Below are 18,001 nucleotides of genomic sequence, written 5' to 3' on the forward strand. Positions count from 1 at the left end.
CGCGAGCAGGCTCGCTCCCACATTCATACCCACAAGTGAAGCTGCCTGGGGTGTAAACCCCAAGCATAGTTGTTACTTAATGGTCAGGGCTTCCAGTTTGCCGCTGTTGCCATATACATAAATCGTGTCACCCACCACCAGCGGACGGGCACGCAGGCCGTCGCTGTCGATGCGTTCGCGGCCGACGAAACGACCGTCCACCTGACTCAGCAGGTGCAAGTAGCCTTCCATATCGCCGACTGCAACGTAGCTGGAGAACACTTCCGGAGCCGACAGTTGACGGCGGGCCAGCGAATCATTGCTCCACAACGCAGAGGTGGAACGTTCGTCGACGCCTTCAACGGTGCCCGAAGCCAGGCTCACGTAAACGTTGCCAAACCCCTGGGCGACGCCAGCATAGCTGGAAGCATCACGCTGCCAGAGCTGACGCCCGCTTTCCAGGTCCAGTGCCGCAAGACGGCCCTGATAGCTGGCGACGTACAGCGTACCGCCGGACAGCAGCAAGCCGCCGTCGATGTCGACCACACGCTCCAGCTCCGAACGACCCTGTGGGATCGCTACACGTTGTTCCCACACCGGCACGCCGTTGGAGACATTGAGAGCGACCACTTTACCGGTCGACAGGCCTGCTACCGCTAAACGGTTGGTCACGATCGGCGCACTGGTGCCGCGCAGCGTCAGGACCGCAGGGGTGCTGTCATACAACCAGCGCTGGTTGCCAGTCGCGGCATCCAGACCGATCAGACGGTCGTCCTGAGTTTGAACCACCACCACGTCACCGTTGGTGGCCGGCGGTGCGAGAACTTCACTGTTCACGCGAGCGCGCCATTTCTCTTCACCGTTGATCGCGTCCATGGCAACGATTTCGCCCTGGAGCGTACCGATCATGACCAGACCGAAACCTACTCCAACAGCGCCGGAAACAGGCAGGTCGAGATCTTTCTTCCATTTGACGTCGCCATTGCTGCGATTCATCGCCATCACCACGCCAGTGACGTCGCCAGCATAGATGGTTTCGCCATCAATCGCCGGTACCAGCATGTTGTAGGATTTACCCTGACCGTCACCGATCGAACGACTCCACTGCTTTTGCAGAACCACTTCTTCTTTGAAGTCGACCAGCTCGGCAGGTGGCAATTCCTTTTTGCTGTTGCTGCTGCAACCCGCGGCCAAAATGGCCAGGGCCAGCAATGCTGCATGCTTCCAACGAATCACGTCACGCATCCCCTTTGGCCAGATCATCCAGCTTGATTTGCAGGCCGCCGACCGCCGCTTCATCCGACAGGGCGGCCTTGGCTTTTTGATACGCCTTGTTCGCTTCGTCGGTACGACCCAACTGCACCAGCAGGTCGCCTTTAAGTTCTTCGCGAGTGGCCAGGAATGCTTTGTCGGCATCGCCTTCGAGCAGTTTCAAGGCTTCATCGGCCTTGTTCTGCGCGGCCAGTACCTGCGCCAGGCGCTGACGGGCAATTTCGCCCAGTGCCGGGTTGGCCGGTTTGGCGACAATGGCTTTCAGCTCGGTGACTGCGTCGTCCAGCTTGGCGCTGTCGACCGCGACTTTCGCCACGAACAGGCTACCGTACTGAGCGTATGCGCTACCGGCGAACTCGCTGTTGAGCTTGCCGGCCAGGTCGGCAACACGGGCTGCGTCAGGCTTGCCGTCAGGCGTCAGCGTGGTTTCGAGCAATTGCTGATAGAGCATCGAGGCGCCCTGCGACTGATTGCTCTGATACTTGTGAAAGGCTTGCCAGCCGAACACGATGACCAGCGCCAACAGGCCGCCAGTGACCAAGGGCTTGCCGTTGCGTGACCACCAGTCCTTCAAATCCGCCAGATGTTCGTCTTCGGTACTCGACACCCCAATACTCCTTAATCGCTAAATCGGCTGTTTGACAGCTTCAACCCTGCACGACGCAGGTGGCCAGGTGTGCAGCAAGCGCATCCCAGGCAATACTTTGTTGTTCGCCCTGGCCACGCAGGGGTTTGAAACCTACCACTTGCTGGGCCATCTCATCGTCACCGAGGATCAGTGCATACAGCGCACCGCTCTTGTCGGCCTTCTTGAACTGGCTTTTGAAGCTGCCGGCGCCGGCATTGACTTGCAGGCGCAGGTTGGGCAATTGATCACGGACACGTTCGCTCAGGGTCAGGCCCGCCAGCTCCGCCGCTTCACCGAAGGCGCAGAGGTAGACGTCGACCTGACGGGAGATTTCTTCCGGGATCTGCTCCAGGGTTTCAAGCAACAGCACCAAGCGTTCGATACCCATGGCGAAACCAACGCCCGTGGTCGGCTTGCCGCCCATCTGCTCGACCAGACCGTCGTAACGACCACCGGCACACACGGTGCCCTGGGCGCCCAACTTGTCGGTGACCCATTCGAAAACGGTCTTGCTGTAGTAATCCAGCCCGCGAACCAGCTTCGGGTTGATTACATAAGGAATGCCGGCGGCGTCCAGACGAGCCTTCAGGCCCTCGAAGTGCACGCGGGACTCATCATCCAGGTAGTCGGCCATTTTCGGCGCGTCCACCAGGATGGCTTGCGTGTCGGCGTTCTTGGTATCCAGAACTCGCAGCGGGTTGGTTTTCAGACGGCGCTGGCTGTCTTCGTCCAGCTTGTCCAGATGCGCGGACAGGAACTCGACCAGCGCTTCACGATAGCGACCGCGCGACTCCGCAGTGCCCAGGCTGTTGAGTTCGAGCTTGACCGCATCACGGATGCCCAGCTCGCCCCACAGGCGCCAGGTCAGCACGATCAGCTCGGCATCGATGTCCGGACCGTCGAGGTTGAACACCTCGACACCGATCTGATGGAACTGGCGATAACGGCCTTTCTGTGGACGCTCGTGGCGGAACATCGGACCGATGTACCAGAGTTTTTGCACCTGGCCACCGCCGGTGATGCCGTGCTCAAGCACCGCACGCACGCAGGCTGCCGTGCCTTCAGGACGCAGGGTCAGGGAGTCGCCGTTGCGGTCGTCGAAGGTGTACATCTCTTTTTCGACGATGTCGGTCACTTCACCGATGGAGCGCTTGAACAGCTCGGTGAACTCGACGATCGGCATGCGGATCTGCTTGTAACCGTAGTTATCCAGCAGACGCGAAACAGTGCCCTCGAAATGACGCCACAGGGGAGTCTGTTCGGGCAGGATATCGTTCATGCCACGAATGGCTTGCAAAGACTTGCTCACAATAAATCCTTAAATTCGTTCGGCTCTTTAGTCAGGCTCAGCCACGCGCAATAACGGCAGCGTCAGCTTCGACCTTTTCGGCCGCTTTCTGGCGGATCAAGCGTTCAAGCTCATCCACCAGATTGTCATTCGTCAGTTTCTGCGACGGCTTGCCGTCGATGTAAATCAGGTTTGGCGTGCCGCCGGTCAAGCCGATATGGGCTTCCTTGGCTTCACCCGGCCCGTTGACCACGCATCCGATGACCGCGACATCCAGCGGCACCAGCAGGTCTTCAAGGCGCCCTTCCAGCTCGTTCATGGTTTTGACCACATCGAAGTTCTGCCGCGAGCAGCTCGGGCAGGCGATGAAGTTGATGCCACGGGAACGCAGATGCAGGGATTTGAGAATGTCGTAGCCGACTTTCACTTCCTCGACCGGGTCAGCCGCCAACGAGATGCGAATAGTATCGCCAATCCCTTCGGCGAGCAGCATACCGAGGCCCACGGCGGATTTCACTGTGCCTGAACGCAAACCACCCGCTTCGGTGATACCCAAATGCAGAGGCTGGACGATTTCCTTGGCCAGCAGGCGGTAGGCTTCGACGGCCATGAACACGTCGGAGGCCTTCACGCTGACCTTGAAATCCTGGAAATTCAGGCGTTCGAGGTGCTCGACGTGACGCAGGGCAGACTCGACCAGCGCAGCCGGGGTGGGCTCGCCGTACTTCTTTTGCAGGTCTTTTTCCAGGGAGCCGGCGTTGACGCCGATGCGGATCGGAATCCCGCGATCACGGGCGGCATCGACCACCGCGCGTACACGGTCTTCACGACCGATATTGCCCGGATTGATCCGCAGGCAGTCAACACCCAACTCGGCTACGCGCAAGGCGATCCGGTAGTCGAAGTGGATGTCAGCCACCAACGGCACTTTGACCAGTTTCTTGATCTTGCCGAAGGCTTCGGCGGCATCCATATCCGGCACAGAAATGCGCACGATATCGACGCCAGCGGCTTCCAGACGATTGATCTGGGCCACGGTAGCGGCAACGTCATTGGTGTCGCTGTTGGTCATGCTCTGCACAGCGATGGGCGCATCGCCGCCAACAGGCACGTTACCGACCCAGATCTTGCGGGATTCGCGACGTTTGATTGGAGATTCGCCGTGCATGACTTATTGACCCAACTTCAGGCGAGCAGTCTCGCCACTGGTGAACGGAGCGACATCAACCGCCTGACCGTTGTAGCTGACCTGCGCGCCACGGGCGAAGCCCAGACGCACAGAAAACGGCGGCTTGCCGCTGACGGAAACGCTATCGCCTTTACGCTTGAGACCACTCAACAGCACCTTGCCAGCGCCATCGGTCACTTGCGTCCAGCAGTCGGCGGTGAACTTCAGCTGAACCTGGCCTTGACCGGCCACTGGAGCTGTTGCGACCGGAGCGGAAGCCGGAGCAACCGGAGCGGTCACCACCGGTGCCGGAACCACTGGAACAGCCGGAGCCGGAGCAGCCGGTGCTGCAACAACTGGAGCGACGTTGTGTGTCGGGGTAACCGGCGTCGGGGCGATCGGTGCAACAGCAGGCGCCGTTGCTTCAGCTTCAGCCGGTGCTTCAGAGGAGGTTTCGGCTTGCGGCAATGCAAGCGGAGTAGCGCTTTCAGCCTGACCTTGCGCGACAGCCTGGTCTTCCGGCTCGTCCAGCGGATGGATCTGGGTGGTGCCGTCGGCGCCTTCCACTTCAACGTGTTCCGGGCTCAAACCGATCAAATCCTTGGTGCGCAGCGAGGTTTGATCCTGCCACCAGACAAAACCACCACCAATGACCGCGATCAGCAACAACAGGCTGACAATTCGCAAAATCGTATGGGAAACCCGCACCGGCTCTTCGATACGACCCAGGCTGTGCACGCTGCTGCCGTGGGAATCGGTGCCAGTCGATTGGTCGAACTGCTGGACCAGAACGGCTTGGTCCATGCCCAGCAATTTGGCGTACGCACGGATATAACCGCGAGCAAAGGTGTGCCCAGGCAGCTTGTCGAATGCGCCGGCTTCCAGATTGCTCAAGGAGGTGACAGTGAGGTTGAGCTTGAGGGCCACTTCGGCCAGCGACCAGCCATTGCTTTCGCGAGCCTGGCGCAAAGTCTCACCGGGGTTAACGCGATTCGCTGCTACAACTTCGGGATGCGCCGCTTTCATCATTGCTCCGACAGGTATTGCTGATATTCCGGGGTACCGGGATAGAGTCGTTTTAGTTGCAGGCCCGCACTGGCGGCCTTGTCGCGATCATCGAACACTGTTGCCAGCCGAACGCCGAGCAATAGACTACGTGCATTTTGCTCGGCCAGCAGGCTAAAACGATCGTAATAGTCACGCGCGGGCACATAATGCCTGTCTTCGAAGGACAACTCAGCCATTTCGAGTAATGCACGTGGCTGTTGGCGATTCAAACGCAGGGCTTTTTCCAGTTGCTGCTGCGCGAGATCACGCTCACCCAGCTTTGATGCGGTCATGCCCAGGTTCTCGAATACTCGCGAACGCTCAGGATACAGCGTATCGGCGGCGGCCTGTTCAAAGCGCTCGTACGCCTCTTTGTAACGTTTTTCTTCGAACAGGAAACTGCCGTAGTTGTTCAGGATTCGCGCATCGTTGGGGCGGGAGGACAGCGCCTTGCGAAAATACTGGTCTGCCAGTTCAGGCTCCATTTCAGCCTGAAACACCAACCCTAATGCCGCATTGGCATCCGGGTCCGAGTCATCCAGCTCCAACGCCTTTTTCAGCGGGACTTTAGCGCGCTCGGTCATACCTTGTTGCAAGTAGCCCAAGCCCAGTTGCACGTATGCAACACGCGCCTCATCACGGCCCTTGCTGGTCTTCATCGGGTTGAAATCGCCCGACAGGACACAACCAGCACACAGGCTGGCCCACAGCAAAAGCAGCGCAAAGCGCAGGGACATAGAGATCCTCTCTTGAATTATTTCGCGGCGTTTGAAGCCATATCGTTTTCGGCGCTTAACTCGCGCACGGCGATATAACGTTCGCTGCGACGGGTGCGATCCAGCACCTGCCCTACCAATTGGCCACACGCGGCATCGATGTCTTCACCGCGGGTGGTGCGTACGGTGACATTGAAGCCTGCATGGTGAAGCTGATCCTGAAACCGGCGAATCGCGTTGTTGCTCGGGCGCTCATAACCGGAATGCGGGAACGGGTTGAACGGAATCAGGTTGATCTTGCACGGGATGTTCTTGAGCAACTCGATCATCTCAACGGCATGTTCAACCTTGTCGTTGATGTCCTTGAGCAAGGTGTACTCAATGGTCAGCACGCGCTTTTCGCCCAGGGACGACATATAGCGCTGGCACGACTCGAGCAGCATCTTAAGCGGATACTTCTTGTTGATCGGCACCAATTGGTTACGCAATGCGTCATTCGGTGCGTGCAGCGACAACGCCAGCGAGACGTCGATGTGCTTGGACAGCTCATCGATCATCGGCACCACGCCGGAGGTCGACAGGGTCACACGGCGCTTGGAAATGCCATAACCCAGGTCGTCCATCATCAGGTGCATGGCCGCAACGACGTTGTCGAAGTTCAGCAGCGGCTCGCCCATGCCCATCATCACCACGTTGGTGATGGCACGGTCGGCGGTCGCCGGGATGCTGCCGAACGATTTATTGGCAATCCACACCTGACCGATGACTTCGGCGGCGGTGAGGTTGCTGTTGAAACCTTGCTTGCCGGTGGAGCAGAAACTGCAATCCAGGGCACAGCCTGCCTGGGACGAAACGCACAACGTGCCGCGTTTGCCCTGGGGAATGTACACAGTCTCGACGCAGCTGCCGGACGCCACACGCACCACCCACTTACGGGTGCCGTCGGTGGAAATGTCCTCGCTGACCACTTCAGGACCACGAACCTCGGCAATAACCTTGAGCTTGTCGCGCAAGGCCTTGCTGACGTTCGTCATGGCGTCGAAATCATCGACGCCAAGGTGGTGAATCCATTTCATTACCTGACCGGCACGGAAACGCTTCTCCCCGATTGAGTCGAAGAATTTTTCCATTTCCTGTTGAGTCAGACCCAGCAGGTTGGTTTTTACAGTCGATGTAGTCATGGATTCACCTTCACTCTTAAGCAATGCTTAGCGAGTGGTTACTTCAGTAGCTGCGAAGAAGTACGAGATTTCGCGAGCAGCAGCGGCTTCGGAGTCCGAACCGTGCACAGCGTTGGCATCGATGGAATCAGCGAAGTCAGCGCGGATGGTGCCGGCAGCAGCTTCTTTAGGGTTGGTAGCGCCCATCAGCTCACGGTTCAGAGCGATAGCGTTTTCGCCTTCCAGAACCTGAACAACAACCGGGCCGGAGATCATGAAAGCAACCAGGTCGCCGAAGAAACCACGAGCGCTGTGCTCAGCGTAGAAGCCTTCAGCTTCAGCTTTGGACAGTTGCTTCAGTTTCGAAGCTACAACGCGCAGGCCTGCTTTTTCGAAACGAGTGGTGATCTCGCCGATGACGTTTTTTGCAACAGCGTCAGGCTTGATGATGGAGAAAGTACGTTGAACAGCCATGGTGTAACTCCAGAAACGGTAATTTGTGAAAAATTAAACCCGCGAATTATACGCGGGTTCTTGGGTATTGCCTAACTGCGTACGGTGCAGACTCAGTCTGCTTCTTCGATCCAGGCGGCCTGAATGGCTTCAAGCACCTTCTCGCCACCGCGGGTCGGATCATCACTGAACTCCGGCAATGCCAGCACCCATTGGTGCAGATCGACGAAGTTCACATAACGCGGGTCCGTATCCGGCCTGGATTCAGCCAACTGGATCGCGATTTCGAGCACATCAACCCATTTCAGACTCATGTCGCTTCCTTGAATCAGTGCGCCGCTTCAGCCGCATGGTTGAGCGAATATTTCGGAATTTCAACCGTCAGGTCTTCAGTCCCGACTTTGGCCTGACAACCCAGGCGGGACTGAGCTTCCAACCCCCAAGCCTTATCAAGATAGTCTTCTTCCAGCTCGTCAGCTTCTTCAAGCGAGTCGAAACCTTCGCGGATGATGCAGTGACAGGTAGTGCAGGCACAGACGCCGCCACAGGCACTTTCCATCTCGATATGGTGCTCATGCGCCAGTTCGAGGATGGACGTACCGGTTTCAGCCTCAACAACCATGCCTTCCGGGCAAAACTTCTCGTGTGGCAGAAAAATGACCTGCGGCATCGTTATTCCTCAATCTCATTCAGGTTGCGCCCCGCCAGCGCGGCTTTCACCGTCGAGTCCAGGCGGCGGGCAGCAAAGGCATCGGTCACTTGCGACAGACGCTTGGTCTGCTGCTCGATGGCGTAACCATCAGCACCTTTCATCAGTTCGGTCAATTCCTGCACCTGCATGTCGATGACCAGGCGCTCCTCGGCGTCGAGCAAGCGCTCGCCATCAGCCTCCAGAGCAGCCTGTACCGCTTCAATCAGGCGTTGTGCGTCGACCTGCTGCTCACGCAGCACACGGGCAACCTTGTCGTCATTGGCGTGCTGGAACGAATCCTTGAGCATCTTGGCGATTTCGCCGTCGGTCAGGCCGTAGGACGGCTTGACCTGAATGCTGGCTTCAACGCCCGAACCCAATTCGCGGGCCGAAACACTGAGCAGACCGTCGGCATCGACCTGGAAGGTCACGCGAATCTTCGCCGCACCGGCCACCATCGCCGGAATGCCGCGCAATTCAAAGCGCGCCAGGGAGCGGCAGTCGCTGATCAGCTCGCGCTCGCCCTGCAACACATGGATCGCCATGGCCGACTGGCCGTCTTTGTAGGTGGTGAAGTCCTGAGCACGAGCGACGGGGATGGTGGTGTTGCGCGGAATCACCTTCTCCATCAGACCGCCCATGGTTTCCAGCCCCAGGGACAACGGAATCACGTCGAGCAACAGCAGTTCATCGCCATCGCGCTTGTTACCAGCCAGCGTATCGGCCTGGATCGCGGCACCGATGGCCACCACTTGATCCGGATCGATTTCAGTCAGCGGCTGACGACCAAAGGCTTCAGCGACGGCGTCGCGAACGCGAGGCACGCGAGTCGAGCCACCGACCATGACCACCGCGTGCACTTCTTCCAGTTCAACACCGGAATCACGCACTGCGCGGCGGCAGGCTTTCAGGCTGCGAGCGACCATCGGCTCGATCAGCGCCTCAAAGGCTTCGCGGGTCAGCTCGGCTTTCCAGTCGCCATGAGCCACTTCGACCGATGAGGCATTGGTCAGCGCTTCTTTGGCGGCACAGGCAGTTTGCAGTAGTTGACGCTGCGCGCCCGGATCGAGATCGGCGGACAAACCGGCGCTCTCGATGATCCAGCCAGCGATCGCATGATCGAAATCATCGCCGCCCAGCGCACTGTCGCCGCCGGTAGCCAAGACCTCAAACACACCGCCCGTCAGGCGCAGAATCGAAATATCGAAAGTGCCGCCGCCCAGGTCATAAATGGCGACCAAGCCTTCAGCGTGCTGATCCAACCCGTAAGCGACCGCCGCAGCCGTCGGCTCATTGAGCAAGCGCAGCACGTTCAGACCGGCCAGCTTGGCCGCATCCTTGGTGGCTTGACGCTGCGCATCATCGAAATAGGCCGGAACGGTGATCACCGCACCGACCAGCTCACCACCCAACGTCGCTTCGGCGCGCTGACGCAGCACTTTCAGGATGTCGGCGGAGACTTCGACCGGGCTTTTCGGCCCCTGAACGGTGTCGATGAACGGCATGTGCGACTCGCCGTCCAGAAAGCGGTACGGCAGTTGATCACCCAATTGCTTGACGTCGGACAGACCACGACCCATCAAGCGCTTGACCGACAGCACCGTATTCAAAGGATCGGTCGCGGCAGCCAGCTTGGCTGACTCGCCGACTTCGACGCGATCGGCGTGATAGCGCACGGCAGACGGCAGAATGACCTGCCCGTCAGCGTCGGCCAGAGGCTCGGAAAGACCACTGCGCAACGCAGCGACCAGCGAATTGGTAGTGCCCAAGTCGATCCCCACAGCCAGACGACGCTGGTGCGGTTGAGGACTTTGGCCGGGTTCGGCGATCTGCAGTAGGGCCATTGGTATCAGGACTTATCTGTATATCAGGCGTGCGACCGGAGCGGCACTGGGTTAATCGTCGAGGCGCTCTTCTAACTGGCGCACTTCGTAGGTGAGCTTGTCGAGGAACTGCATGCGCCGCATCAGGCGTTCGGCCTGTTCACGGTGCGCCGCATCATTCCAACAAGCCGCGAAGCTTTGATTCAATACATCCTGCGCGGTTTTCAGCCGACGCTTGAACGCTGCAACACCGGCCATATCGGCACTGTCTTGCAGGTCTTCGAGCTCTTCACGCAGCTCCATCTGCTGCAGAAGAAACTCCGGATCATGCACCGTGACCTCCAGCGGCAGCTCGCCACCATTCAAAGCGAGCAAGTAACGCGCACGCTTAGGGGGACTTTTGAGCGTCTGGTAGGCCTCGTTGAGGCTCGCGGATTTCTCTAGCGCCAACCGCTGCTCACGCTCGGAAGCGTCAGCAAAGCGGTCCGGATGAACACTGCGCGCCAACTCACGGTAGCGCGTAGCCAGCTGATCGAGATCCAGATTGAAACTCGGTTGCAGCTCAAATAAAGCGAAATGACAAGGAGTACCCACGACAAGCCTCAGATGTTGAAGCTTTCGCCGCAGCCACATTCACCGCGCACGTTAGGGTTGTTGAACTTGAAGCCTTCGTTCAACCCTTCCTTGACGAAATCGAGCTCGGTGCCGTCCAGGTAGGCCAGGCTTTTCGGGTCGATAATCACTTTTTCACCGTGACTTTCGAACACCTGATCCTCTGCAACCACCTCGTCGACAAACTCCAGCACGTAGGCAAGACCGGAACAGCCTGTGGTGCGAACACCCAGACGAATCCCTTCACCTTTGCCGCGCCCGTCGAGGGAGCGCCGCACGTGTCGAGCAGCCGCTTCTGTCATGCTGATAGCCATCGGTGACTCCTTACTCGTCGCCAAAACCTGAAAGTCAGATCAAGCCTTTCTTCTGCTTGTAGTCGCGAACGGCCGCTTTGATAGCGTCTTCAGCGAGCACGGAGCAGTGAATTTTCACTGGCGGTAGGGCCAGTTCTTCAGCCAGCTGAGTGTTCTTGATGGTCTCTGCTTCATCCAGAGTCTTGCCTTTCATCCACTCGGTCGCCAGGGAGCTGGAGGCGATAGCCGAACCGCAACCGTAGGTCTTGAACTTGGCGTCTTCGATGATGCCTTGCTCGTTGACCTTGATTTGCAGACGCATAACGTCGCCGCACGCTGGAGCGCCGACCATGCCGGTGCCGACATCAGGATCTTCCGCGTCCATCTTGCCGACGTTGCGCGGGTTTTCGTAGTGGTCGATGACCTTTTCGCTGTAAGCCATGATGCTTATTCCTCACTCATCAGAGAGTCGCTCTTTAAGCCCTGCAGACCTTGGTTTTACAGGGCCGGTTCGCGGCGACTTGAAATCAGTGTGCCGCCCACTCGATTTTCGAAATGTCGACACCGTCTTTGTACATGTCCCACAGCGGCGACAGAGTGCGCAGCTTGGTAACGGCCTCGCAGACTTTCTGCGCGGCATAGTCGATTTCTTCTTCGGTGGTGAAACGGCCGAAGGTGAAGCGAATCGAGCTGTGTGCCAGTTCGTCGTTGCGGCCCAGGGCGCGCAGTACGTACGAAGGCTCCAGGGAAGCCGAGGTGCAGGCCGAACCGGACGAAACAGCCAGATCCTTGAGTGCCATGATCAGCGACTCGCCTTCAACGTAGTTGAAGCTCAGGTTCAGGTTGTGCGGTACGCGGGCGGTCATGCTGCCGTTGATGTACAGCTCTTCCAGGCCCTCGACCTGCTTGAAGAAGCGGTCGCTCAGGGCTTTGATACGGACGTTTTCGGCAGCCATGTCTTCTTTGGCTACGCGGAAGGCTTCACCCATGCCGACAATCTGGTGGGTCGCCAGGGTGCCGGAACGCATGCCACGCTCGTGGCCGCCGCCGTGCATGGTCGCTTCGATGCGAACACGCGGCTTGCGGCTGACGTACAGCGCGCCGATGCCTTTAGGGCCGTAGGTTTTGTGTGCGGAGAAGGACATCATGTCGACTTTCAGCTTCGACAGGTCGATGTCGACCTTGCCGGTGGACTGAGCGGCGTCGACGTGGAACAGGATGCCCTTGGAACGGGTCAGTTCGCCGATGGCTGCGATGTCGTTGATGGTGCCGATTTCGTTGTTCACGTGCATGACCGAAACCAGGATGGTGTCGTCACGCAGCTCGGCTTCGATCATCTCTGGAGTGACCAGACCGTCAGTGCGCGGCTCGATGTAGGTGACTTCGAAACCTTCACGCTCCAGTTGGCGCATGGTGTCGAGGACAGCCTTGTGCTCAATCTTGGTGGTGATCAGGTGTTTGCCTTTGGTCGCATAGAAATGCGCCGCACCCTTGATTGCCAGGTTGTCGGATTCAGTTGCGCCGGAGGTCCAGACGATTTCACGCGGATCGGCGTTAACCAGGTCTGCGACCTGACGACGAGCGTTTTCGACGGACTCTTCGGCTTTCCAGCCGAACACGTGGGAACGGGACGCCGGGTTACCGAAGTTTCCGTCAACCAGCAGGCATTCACTCATTTTTTGCGCAACACGCGGATCAACCGGGGTGGTCGCAGAGTAATCAAGGTAAATCGGCAATTTCATGGACTATCTCCTAAATCAGGCTGGCTGGCGTGCCGTTAGCTCTCTGGCTGTCATTCGACGGCTGACGCTTCAATCTTGTCCAGGCGTGGCGCCTTGCTGTTGCAACGACGCTGGTCCTGACGCTGGGCTACTTCTTGCACCTCACGGCGAGTCACAAGGTCAGCCAAGCTGATACCGCTCAGAAATTCGTGAATCTGCAGGCTCAGGTCGCACCACAAGTGGTGAGTCAGGCAAGTGTCGCCGGAATGGCAATCGCCTTGACCCTGGCATTTGGTTGCATCGACCGATTCGTTCACCGCATCGATCACCTGGGCGACCTGGATGCCCTGCATGTCGCGGGACAATTGGTAGCCACCGCCCGGCCCCCGGACGCTGGACACCAGATTGCTGCGGCGCAATTTGGCGAAAAGCTGTTCGAGGTAGGACAGGGAGATGCCTTGGCGCTCGGAGATATCGGCCAGGGACACCGGCCCGTGCTGCGCGTGCAACGCCAGATCAAGCATGGCAGTCACGGCGTATCGGCCTTTTGTAGTCAGTCGCATGGACAATTACCACGGAGTTCGGAATGGGGCGAGTATGCAATTCCCGAGTATTTAAGTCAACTATAAGACCTAGTACTTTAGTCAGGTTTACCCGCAAAAGAGCGGCCGCATCATAGCAAAGGCTGGGCGGTTACAGCCAGCGATTGCGCGTTATCGTTCATCGCGAGCAGGCTCGCTCCCACATTTGAAATGCGATTCTCTGTGGGAGTTTGCCTGCTCGCGATGAAGTCGACTCGGTCTAGCTGGCCTGACTCTGATCCTTGTCCTTCACGCAGGCAAAGTCTTCGTCACGCAGCTCAGGCAGATCTTTGGCGCAGTAGTTACTACCCAGATCCTTCAAAGCCCCGCACATCCCCTCCAGACGACCATCGACCGCCTGCAAGTGATCCAGCAGCTGACCAATGGCACGCGCCACCGGGTCAGGCATGTCTTCGCCGACACCGTAGGCATCGAAGCCGATTTTCTCGGCCATGGCTTTACGCTTGGCATCCTGCTCGTCATCGGACTTGACGATGATCCGCCCCGGAATCCCGACGACCGTCGCACCGGCTGGCACCGCTTTGGTCACCACGGCATTAGAACCGACCTTGGCACCAGCGCCGACGGTAAACGGGCCAAGCACCTTGGCACCCGCCCCGACTACCACGCCATCTTCAAGGGTCGGATGACGCTTGCCCTTGTTCCAGCTGGTACCGCCCAGTGTCACGCCTTGATAAAGGGTGACGTCATTGCCGATCTCGGCGGTTTCACCAATGACGATGCCCATTCCGTGATCAATAAAGAAACGACGACCCACCTTGGCGCCCGGATGGATCTCGATCCCGGTCAACCAGCGACCGAAGTTCGACACCAGCCGCGCCAGCCATTTCAGCTCCGCGCGCCACAGCATCGCGGATAGACGATGGATCCAGATGGCGTGCATGCCGGGGTAGCACGTCAGAACTTCAAAGGCGTTGCGCGCTGCCGGATCACGATGGAAAACACTCTGAATATCTTCACGCAAACGCTCGAACATTTTTAATCCTTCCGCTTTAGAAGCTCGCCACGGGCCGCTTTTTGGGTTTCCGTGAGGATGCCACGCAATATATTCATTTCCGCCCGGCTGACCGAGCTACGTCCGTACAACCGGCGCAGGCGCGCCATCAAGTGCCGCGGTTTTTCCGGATCGAGGAATTCGATGGCCACCAGGGTTTGTTCCAGGTGCTCATAAAATCGCTCCAACTCATCCATGGTCGCCAGCTCTCCACTTTTGGTGGACGCCACTTCATCCTTCTCGACCTTGCTCGGCTGCCCTTGGGCCGCCAGCCAGGACATGCGCACTTCATAGCCCAACACCTGCACCGCCGCCCCAAGGTTCAGCGAACTGAACTCAGGGTCCGAGGGGATGTGCACGTGATAATGACATCGCTGCAGCTCTTCATTGGTCAGGCCGGAATCTTCACGACCAAACACCAAGGCAATCTCGGCACCCTGCCCGGCCTCTTCCACCACTTTCGCACCGCATTCGCGGGGATCGAGCAACGGCCAGGGAATGCGCCGGTCGCGAGCGCTGGTGCCGAGCACCAGATTGCAGCCGACCAAGGCATCTTCCAAGGTGGCGACGACTTGCGCGTTTTCAAGGATATCCCCGGCACCGGAAGCACGGGCGTCGGCTTCGTGATGCGGGAATAACCGCGGCTCAACCAGCACCAACCGCGACAGGCCCATGTTCTTCATGGCACGCGCAGCCCCGCCGATGTTGCCGGGATGGCTGGTATTGACCAGGACGACACGAATGTTATGCAGCACGGGAGGCGCTCTCGAACACAGAAATTGGAGCCGAATCTTACAGTTCCTACTACCGTTAAGCTATGAAAGCGAACACCGACCTTCACCTGTAGAAAAGTTCTGATAGAATGCCCGGCTTTCTTTAACAACCTTAGGTGACACATCCATGCAGCCCATGCTGAATATCGCGCTGCGCGCCGCCCGCAGCGCCAGTGAATTGATTTTCCGCTCCATCGAGCGCCTGGATACCATCAAGGTCGACGAAAAAGACGCCAAGGATTATGTATCCGAGGTGGATCGCGCCGCCGAACAGAAAATCATTGATGCGCTGCGCAAGGCCTACCCGAATCACTCGATCCTGGGTGAAGAAACCGGCATGCACGCCGGCAACGGCATCGAAGGCGAAGAGTACCTGTGGATCATCGATCCGCTGGACGGCACCACCAACTTCCTGCGCGGCATTCCTCACTTCGCTGTCAGCATCGCCTGCAAATACCGCGGTCGCCTGGAACACGCTGTTGTTCTGGACCCGGTTCGCCAGGAAGAATTCACCGCCAGCCGTGGTCGCGGCGCTCAACTGAACGGTCGTCGCCTGCGCGTCAGCGGCCGCACCAGCCTGGACGGCGCCCTGCTGGGTACCGGCTTCCCGTTCCGTGACGACCAGATGGACAACCTCGAAAACTACCTGGGCATGTTCCGCGCCCTGGTTGGCCAGACCGCCGGAATCCGCCGTGCCGGCTCGGCAAGCCTGGACCTGGCCTACGTGGCCGCCGGTCGTTTCGACGCATTCTGGGAGTCGGGGCTGTCCGAGTGGGACATGGCCGCAGGCGCCCTGCTGATCCAGGAAGCCGGTGGCTTGATCAGCGACTTCACCGGCGGTCACGACTTCCTTGAAAAAGGCCACGTCGTTGCCGGCAACACCAAATGCTTCAAAGCAGTGCTGACGGCTATTCAGCCGCACCTGCCGCCTTCGCTGAAGCGCTAAGCGTCCAGCGACAAACAAAGCACCCTTCGGGGTGCTTTTTTTATGTCTGGAATCCGCCCCCACAAACACCAAGGAACTATTGTGGGAGCGAGCCTGCTCGCGATGGCGGCCTCACATCCAACATCAATGTTGATTGATCGACCGCTATCGCGAGCAGGCTCCCACAAGGATTGATGGCGACACATAAATCGCGGACACAAAAAAAGCACCTCGAAAGGTGCTTCTTTTTGAATCTGAAACCTGAGTATTTAGCGATTCTCGTCGTTCTGCGTAAGGATCAGCTTTCCTTCCTTGTCGACCGGAATCTGGTTACCCGGATCGCGATCCATCCGCACCTTGCCTTCCTTGCCATCCAGCGAATACCGGACATCGTAGCCAACGACCTTGTCGCTGATGTCATTCACTGTATTGCAGCGAGTTTGGGTCGTGGTGTAGGTGTCACGCTCTTGCATGCCTTCCTGAACCTTGTTGCCCGCATAACCACCGCCGACAGCGCCTGCGACCGTAGCAATTTTCTTGCCGGAGCCGCCGCCGACCTGATTACCCAGCAGACCACCCGCTAATGCACCGACCACCGTACCGGCAATCTGGTGCTGATCTTTGACCGGCGCCTGCCGAGTCACGGTTACGTCCTTGCAAACTTCACGTGGCGTCTTGATCTGTGTCTTGACCGGTTCAACGGCTAGTACTTGCGCATACTCAGGGCCGCTTTTAACCAGGTTGTAGGTGGCAACAGCACCCCCGGCAGTCACACCGACAGCACCCAAAACCGCACCAACCAACATCGACTTGTTCACATGAACCTCCTGACCATCACATGCGGGGCAAGCCCGCGCTTCTCCCAGCCTTGGAGCACAAAAAAAGGCGCGAGTTCAACTCGCGCCTTTTTTGGCTGACAACGGGAAAACGATGGCCGTTATGGGCGGTCGTCGACTTCCTTCTCGGTCGCCGCAGGAGGAATCAAATCCTCGCTGCTGAGGTTCAGCCAGATCAGCACCACGTTCGCGATGTAGATCGACGAGTAAGTACCCGCCAGAACACCGATGAACAGCGCAATGGAGAAGCCGAACAGGTTGTCGCCACCGAAGAACAGCAGGGCCGCAATCGCCAGCAACGTCGAAATCGAGGTCGCCATGGTCCGCAGCAGGGTTTGCGTGGTCGAGATGTTGATGTTCTCGATCAGGGTCGCCTTGCGCAGTACACGGAAGTTCTCACGAACCCGGTCAAATACCACGATGGTGTCGTTGAGCGAGTAACCAATGATCGCCAGTACCGCCGCCAATACCGTCAGATCGAAAGTGATCTGGAAGAACGACAGAATACCGATGGTCACGATCACGTCGTGGATCAACGAAACAATGGCACCAACTGCAAACTTCCACTGAAAGCGGAACGCCAGGTAGATCAGGATACCGCCCAGCGCCATCAGCATGCCGAGGCCGCCCTGGTCGCGCAGTTCTTCACCGACCTGCGGGCCGACGAACTCTACGCGCTTGACCTGCGCCGGGTTATCGCCGCCGACCTTTTGCAAGGCCTCGGCCACCTGGTGACCCAGTTGCGGGTCTTCACCTGGCATACGCACCAGCAGGTCGGTGGTTGCACCGAAGTTCTGCACGATGGCCTCGTGATAACCGGCGGTAACCAGTTGCTCACGCACCTTGGTGACGTCGGCCGGACGTTCGTAGGTCAGCTCGATGAGCGTACCGCCGGTGAAGTCCAGGCCCCAGTTCATGCCCTTGTGGAAGACGCTGAAAATGGCCAGCGCAGTAAGGAACAATGTGACGCCGAACGCAAAGTTGCGAACGCCCATGAAGTTGATTGTACGTAACATGGCA

General features: G+C 58.4%; 21 protein-coding genes. 1 reads left to right on the top strand and 20 read right to left on the bottom strand.

Annotated elements, in window-relative coordinates:
- Positions 1 to 72: 72 nt before the first annotated feature.
- The 18 genes from bamB to trmJ form a co-directional block, all read right to left on the bottom strand.
- Positions 73 to 1,224, bottom strand: coding sequence for an outer membrane protein assembly factor BamB (bamB, locus tag AC1DWM_RS04465; protein WP_477794705.1), 1,152 nt, complete (start codon positions 1,222 to 1,224; stop codon positions 73 to 75).
- Positions 1,217 to 1,858: a tetratricopeptide repeat protein gene (locus AC1DWM_RS04470; RefSeq protein WP_223512179.1), complete on the bottom strand. Its 642-nt coding sequence runs from the start codon at positions 1,856 to 1,858 to the stop codon at positions 1,217 to 1,219. The genes bamB and AC1DWM_RS04470 overlap by 8 nt, the downstream gene beginning before the upstream one ends.
- Before the next feature lie 40 nt (positions 1,859 to 1,898).
- Positions 1,899 to 3,188 (bottom strand): histidine--tRNA ligase, encoded by a 1,290-nt coding sequence (gene hisS, locus AC1DWM_RS04475; RefSeq protein ID WP_223512181.1) that lies wholly within the window; start codon positions 3,186 to 3,188, stop codon positions 1,899 to 1,901.
- A 37-nt stretch (positions 3,189 to 3,225) separates the two neighbouring features.
- The gene (ispG, locus tag AC1DWM_RS04480; RefSeq protein WP_027922758.1) at positions 3,226 to 4,335 is read right to left on the bottom strand and encodes a flavodoxin-dependent (E)-4-hydroxy-3-methylbut-2-enyl-diphosphate synthase; all 1,110 of its coding nucleotides are present in this window, start codon (positions 4,333 to 4,335) and stop codon (positions 3,226 to 3,228) included.
- A gap of 3 nt (positions 4,336 to 4,338) precedes the next feature.
- Positions 4,339 to 5,361 (bottom strand): RodZ domain-containing protein, encoded by a 1,023-nt coding sequence (locus tag AC1DWM_RS04485; protein ID WP_477794706.1) that lies wholly within the window; start codon positions 5,359 to 5,361, stop codon positions 4,339 to 4,341.
- Positions 5,361 to 6,119 (bottom strand): type IV pilus biogenesis/stability protein PilW, encoded by a 759-nt coding sequence (gene pilW, locus AC1DWM_RS04490; protein ID WP_223512183.1) that lies wholly within the window; start codon positions 6,117 to 6,119, stop codon positions 5,361 to 5,363. The genes AC1DWM_RS04485 and pilW overlap by 1 nt, the downstream gene beginning before the upstream one ends.
- Positions 6,120 to 6,136: 17 nt before the next feature.
- On the bottom strand, positions 6,137 to 7,279 hold the full coding sequence (rlmN, locus tag AC1DWM_RS04495) for a dual-specificity RNA methyltransferase RlmN (protein ID WP_223512184.1): 1,143 nt from the start codon (positions 7,277 to 7,279) through the stop codon (positions 6,137 to 6,139).
- 27 nt (positions 7,280 to 7,306) lie between these two features.
- On the bottom strand, positions 7,307 to 7,732 hold the full coding sequence (gene ndk / locus AC1DWM_RS04500) for a nucleoside-diphosphate kinase (protein WP_007916882.1): 426 nt from the start codon (positions 7,730 to 7,732) through the stop codon (positions 7,307 to 7,309).
- A gap of 92 nt (positions 7,733 to 7,824) precedes the next feature.
- Positions 7,825 to 8,025 carry a Fe-S cluster assembly protein IscX gene (gene iscX, locus AC1DWM_RS04505; protein ID WP_223512185.1) on the bottom strand — a complete coding sequence of 67 codons (201 nt, stop codon included), beginning with the start codon at positions 8,023 to 8,025 and terminating at the stop codon, positions 7,825 to 7,827.
- Between the two features lie 14 nt (positions 8,026 to 8,039).
- Positions 8,040 to 8,381 carry an ISC system 2Fe-2S type ferredoxin gene (fdx, locus tag AC1DWM_RS04510; RefSeq protein ID WP_007982752.1) on the bottom strand — a complete coding sequence of 114 codons (342 nt, stop codon included), beginning with the start codon at positions 8,379 to 8,381 and terminating at the stop codon, positions 8,040 to 8,042.
- Between the two features lie 2 nt (positions 8,382 to 8,383).
- Complete coding sequence (hscA, locus tag AC1DWM_RS04515) at positions 8,384 to 10,246, bottom strand: Fe-S protein assembly chaperone HscA (RefSeq protein WP_477794707.1); 1,863 nt, start codon at positions 10,244 to 10,246, stop codon at positions 8,384 to 8,386.
- Between the two features lie 51 nt (positions 10,247 to 10,297).
- Entirely contained in the window at positions 10,298 to 10,819 is a 522-nt protein-coding gene (gene hscB, locus AC1DWM_RS04520; RefSeq protein WP_477794763.1) for a co-chaperone HscB, read from the bottom strand.
- A gap of 8 nt (positions 10,820 to 10,827) precedes the next feature.
- Complete coding sequence (gene iscA / locus AC1DWM_RS04525; RefSeq protein WP_003227904.1) at positions 10,828 to 11,151, bottom strand: iron-sulfur cluster assembly protein IscA; 324 nt, start codon at positions 11,149 to 11,151, stop codon at positions 10,828 to 10,830.
- Between the two features lie 34 nt (positions 11,152 to 11,185).
- Positions 11,186 to 11,572 carry a Fe-S cluster assembly scaffold IscU gene (iscU, locus tag AC1DWM_RS04530; protein ID WP_003443374.1) on the bottom strand — a complete coding sequence of 129 codons (387 nt, stop codon included), beginning with the start codon at positions 11,570 to 11,572 and terminating at the stop codon, positions 11,186 to 11,188.
- 85 nt (positions 11,573 to 11,657) lie between these two features.
- A complete protein-coding gene (locus AC1DWM_RS04535) occupies positions 11,658 to 12,872 on the bottom strand; it encodes an IscS subfamily cysteine desulfurase (protein WP_046026628.1) in 1,215 nt (404 codons plus the stop codon).
- A gap of 50 nt (positions 12,873 to 12,922) precedes the next feature.
- Positions 12,923 to 13,414 carry a Fe-S cluster assembly transcriptional regulator IscR gene (gene iscR, locus AC1DWM_RS04540; protein WP_003227911.1) on the bottom strand — a complete coding sequence of 164 codons (492 nt, stop codon included), beginning with the start codon at positions 13,412 to 13,414 and terminating at the stop codon, positions 12,923 to 12,925.
- A 238-nt stretch (positions 13,415 to 13,652) separates the two neighbouring features.
- Positions 13,653 to 14,429: a serine O-acetyltransferase gene (gene cysE, locus AC1DWM_RS04545; RefSeq protein ID WP_223512188.1), complete on the bottom strand. Its 777-nt coding sequence runs from the start codon at positions 14,427 to 14,429 to the stop codon at positions 13,653 to 13,655.
- 2 nt (positions 14,430 to 14,431) lie between these two features.
- Positions 14,432 to 15,202 (bottom strand): tRNA (cytosine(32)/uridine(32)-2'-O)-methyltransferase TrmJ, encoded by a 771-nt coding sequence (trmJ, locus tag AC1DWM_RS04550; protein WP_123435028.1) that lies wholly within the window; start codon positions 15,200 to 15,202, stop codon positions 14,432 to 14,434.
- Positions 15,203 to 15,347: 145 nt separating this feature from the next.
- On the opposite strand from trmJ, the gene suhB reads away from it, so the two are divergent.
- Positions 15,348 to 16,166, top strand: a complete 819-nt coding sequence (gene suhB, locus AC1DWM_RS04555) for a type III secretion system regulator SuhB (RefSeq protein WP_007948182.1) — start codon at positions 15,348 to 15,350, stop codon at positions 16,164 to 16,166.
- Between the two features lie 248 nt (positions 16,167 to 16,414).
- Here the strand turns inward: suhB and AC1DWM_RS04560 are convergent, their stop codons facing one another.
- Positions 16,415 to 16,963 carry a glycine zipper 2TM domain-containing protein gene (locus AC1DWM_RS04560; protein WP_223512189.1) on the bottom strand — a complete coding sequence of 183 codons (549 nt, stop codon included), beginning with the start codon at positions 16,961 to 16,963 and terminating at the stop codon, positions 16,415 to 16,417.
- A 119-nt stretch (positions 16,964 to 17,082) separates the two neighbouring features.
- The gene (secF, locus tag AC1DWM_RS04565; protein ID WP_223512190.1) at positions 17,083 to 17,997 is read right to left on the bottom strand and encodes a protein translocase subunit SecF; all 915 of its coding nucleotides are present in this window, start codon (positions 17,995 to 17,997) and stop codon (positions 17,083 to 17,085) included.
- Between the last annotated feature and the right edge of the window lie 4 nt (positions 17,998 to 18,001).

The sequence above is a fragment of the Pseudomonas sp. P4_C8 genome (assembly GCF_056401975.1).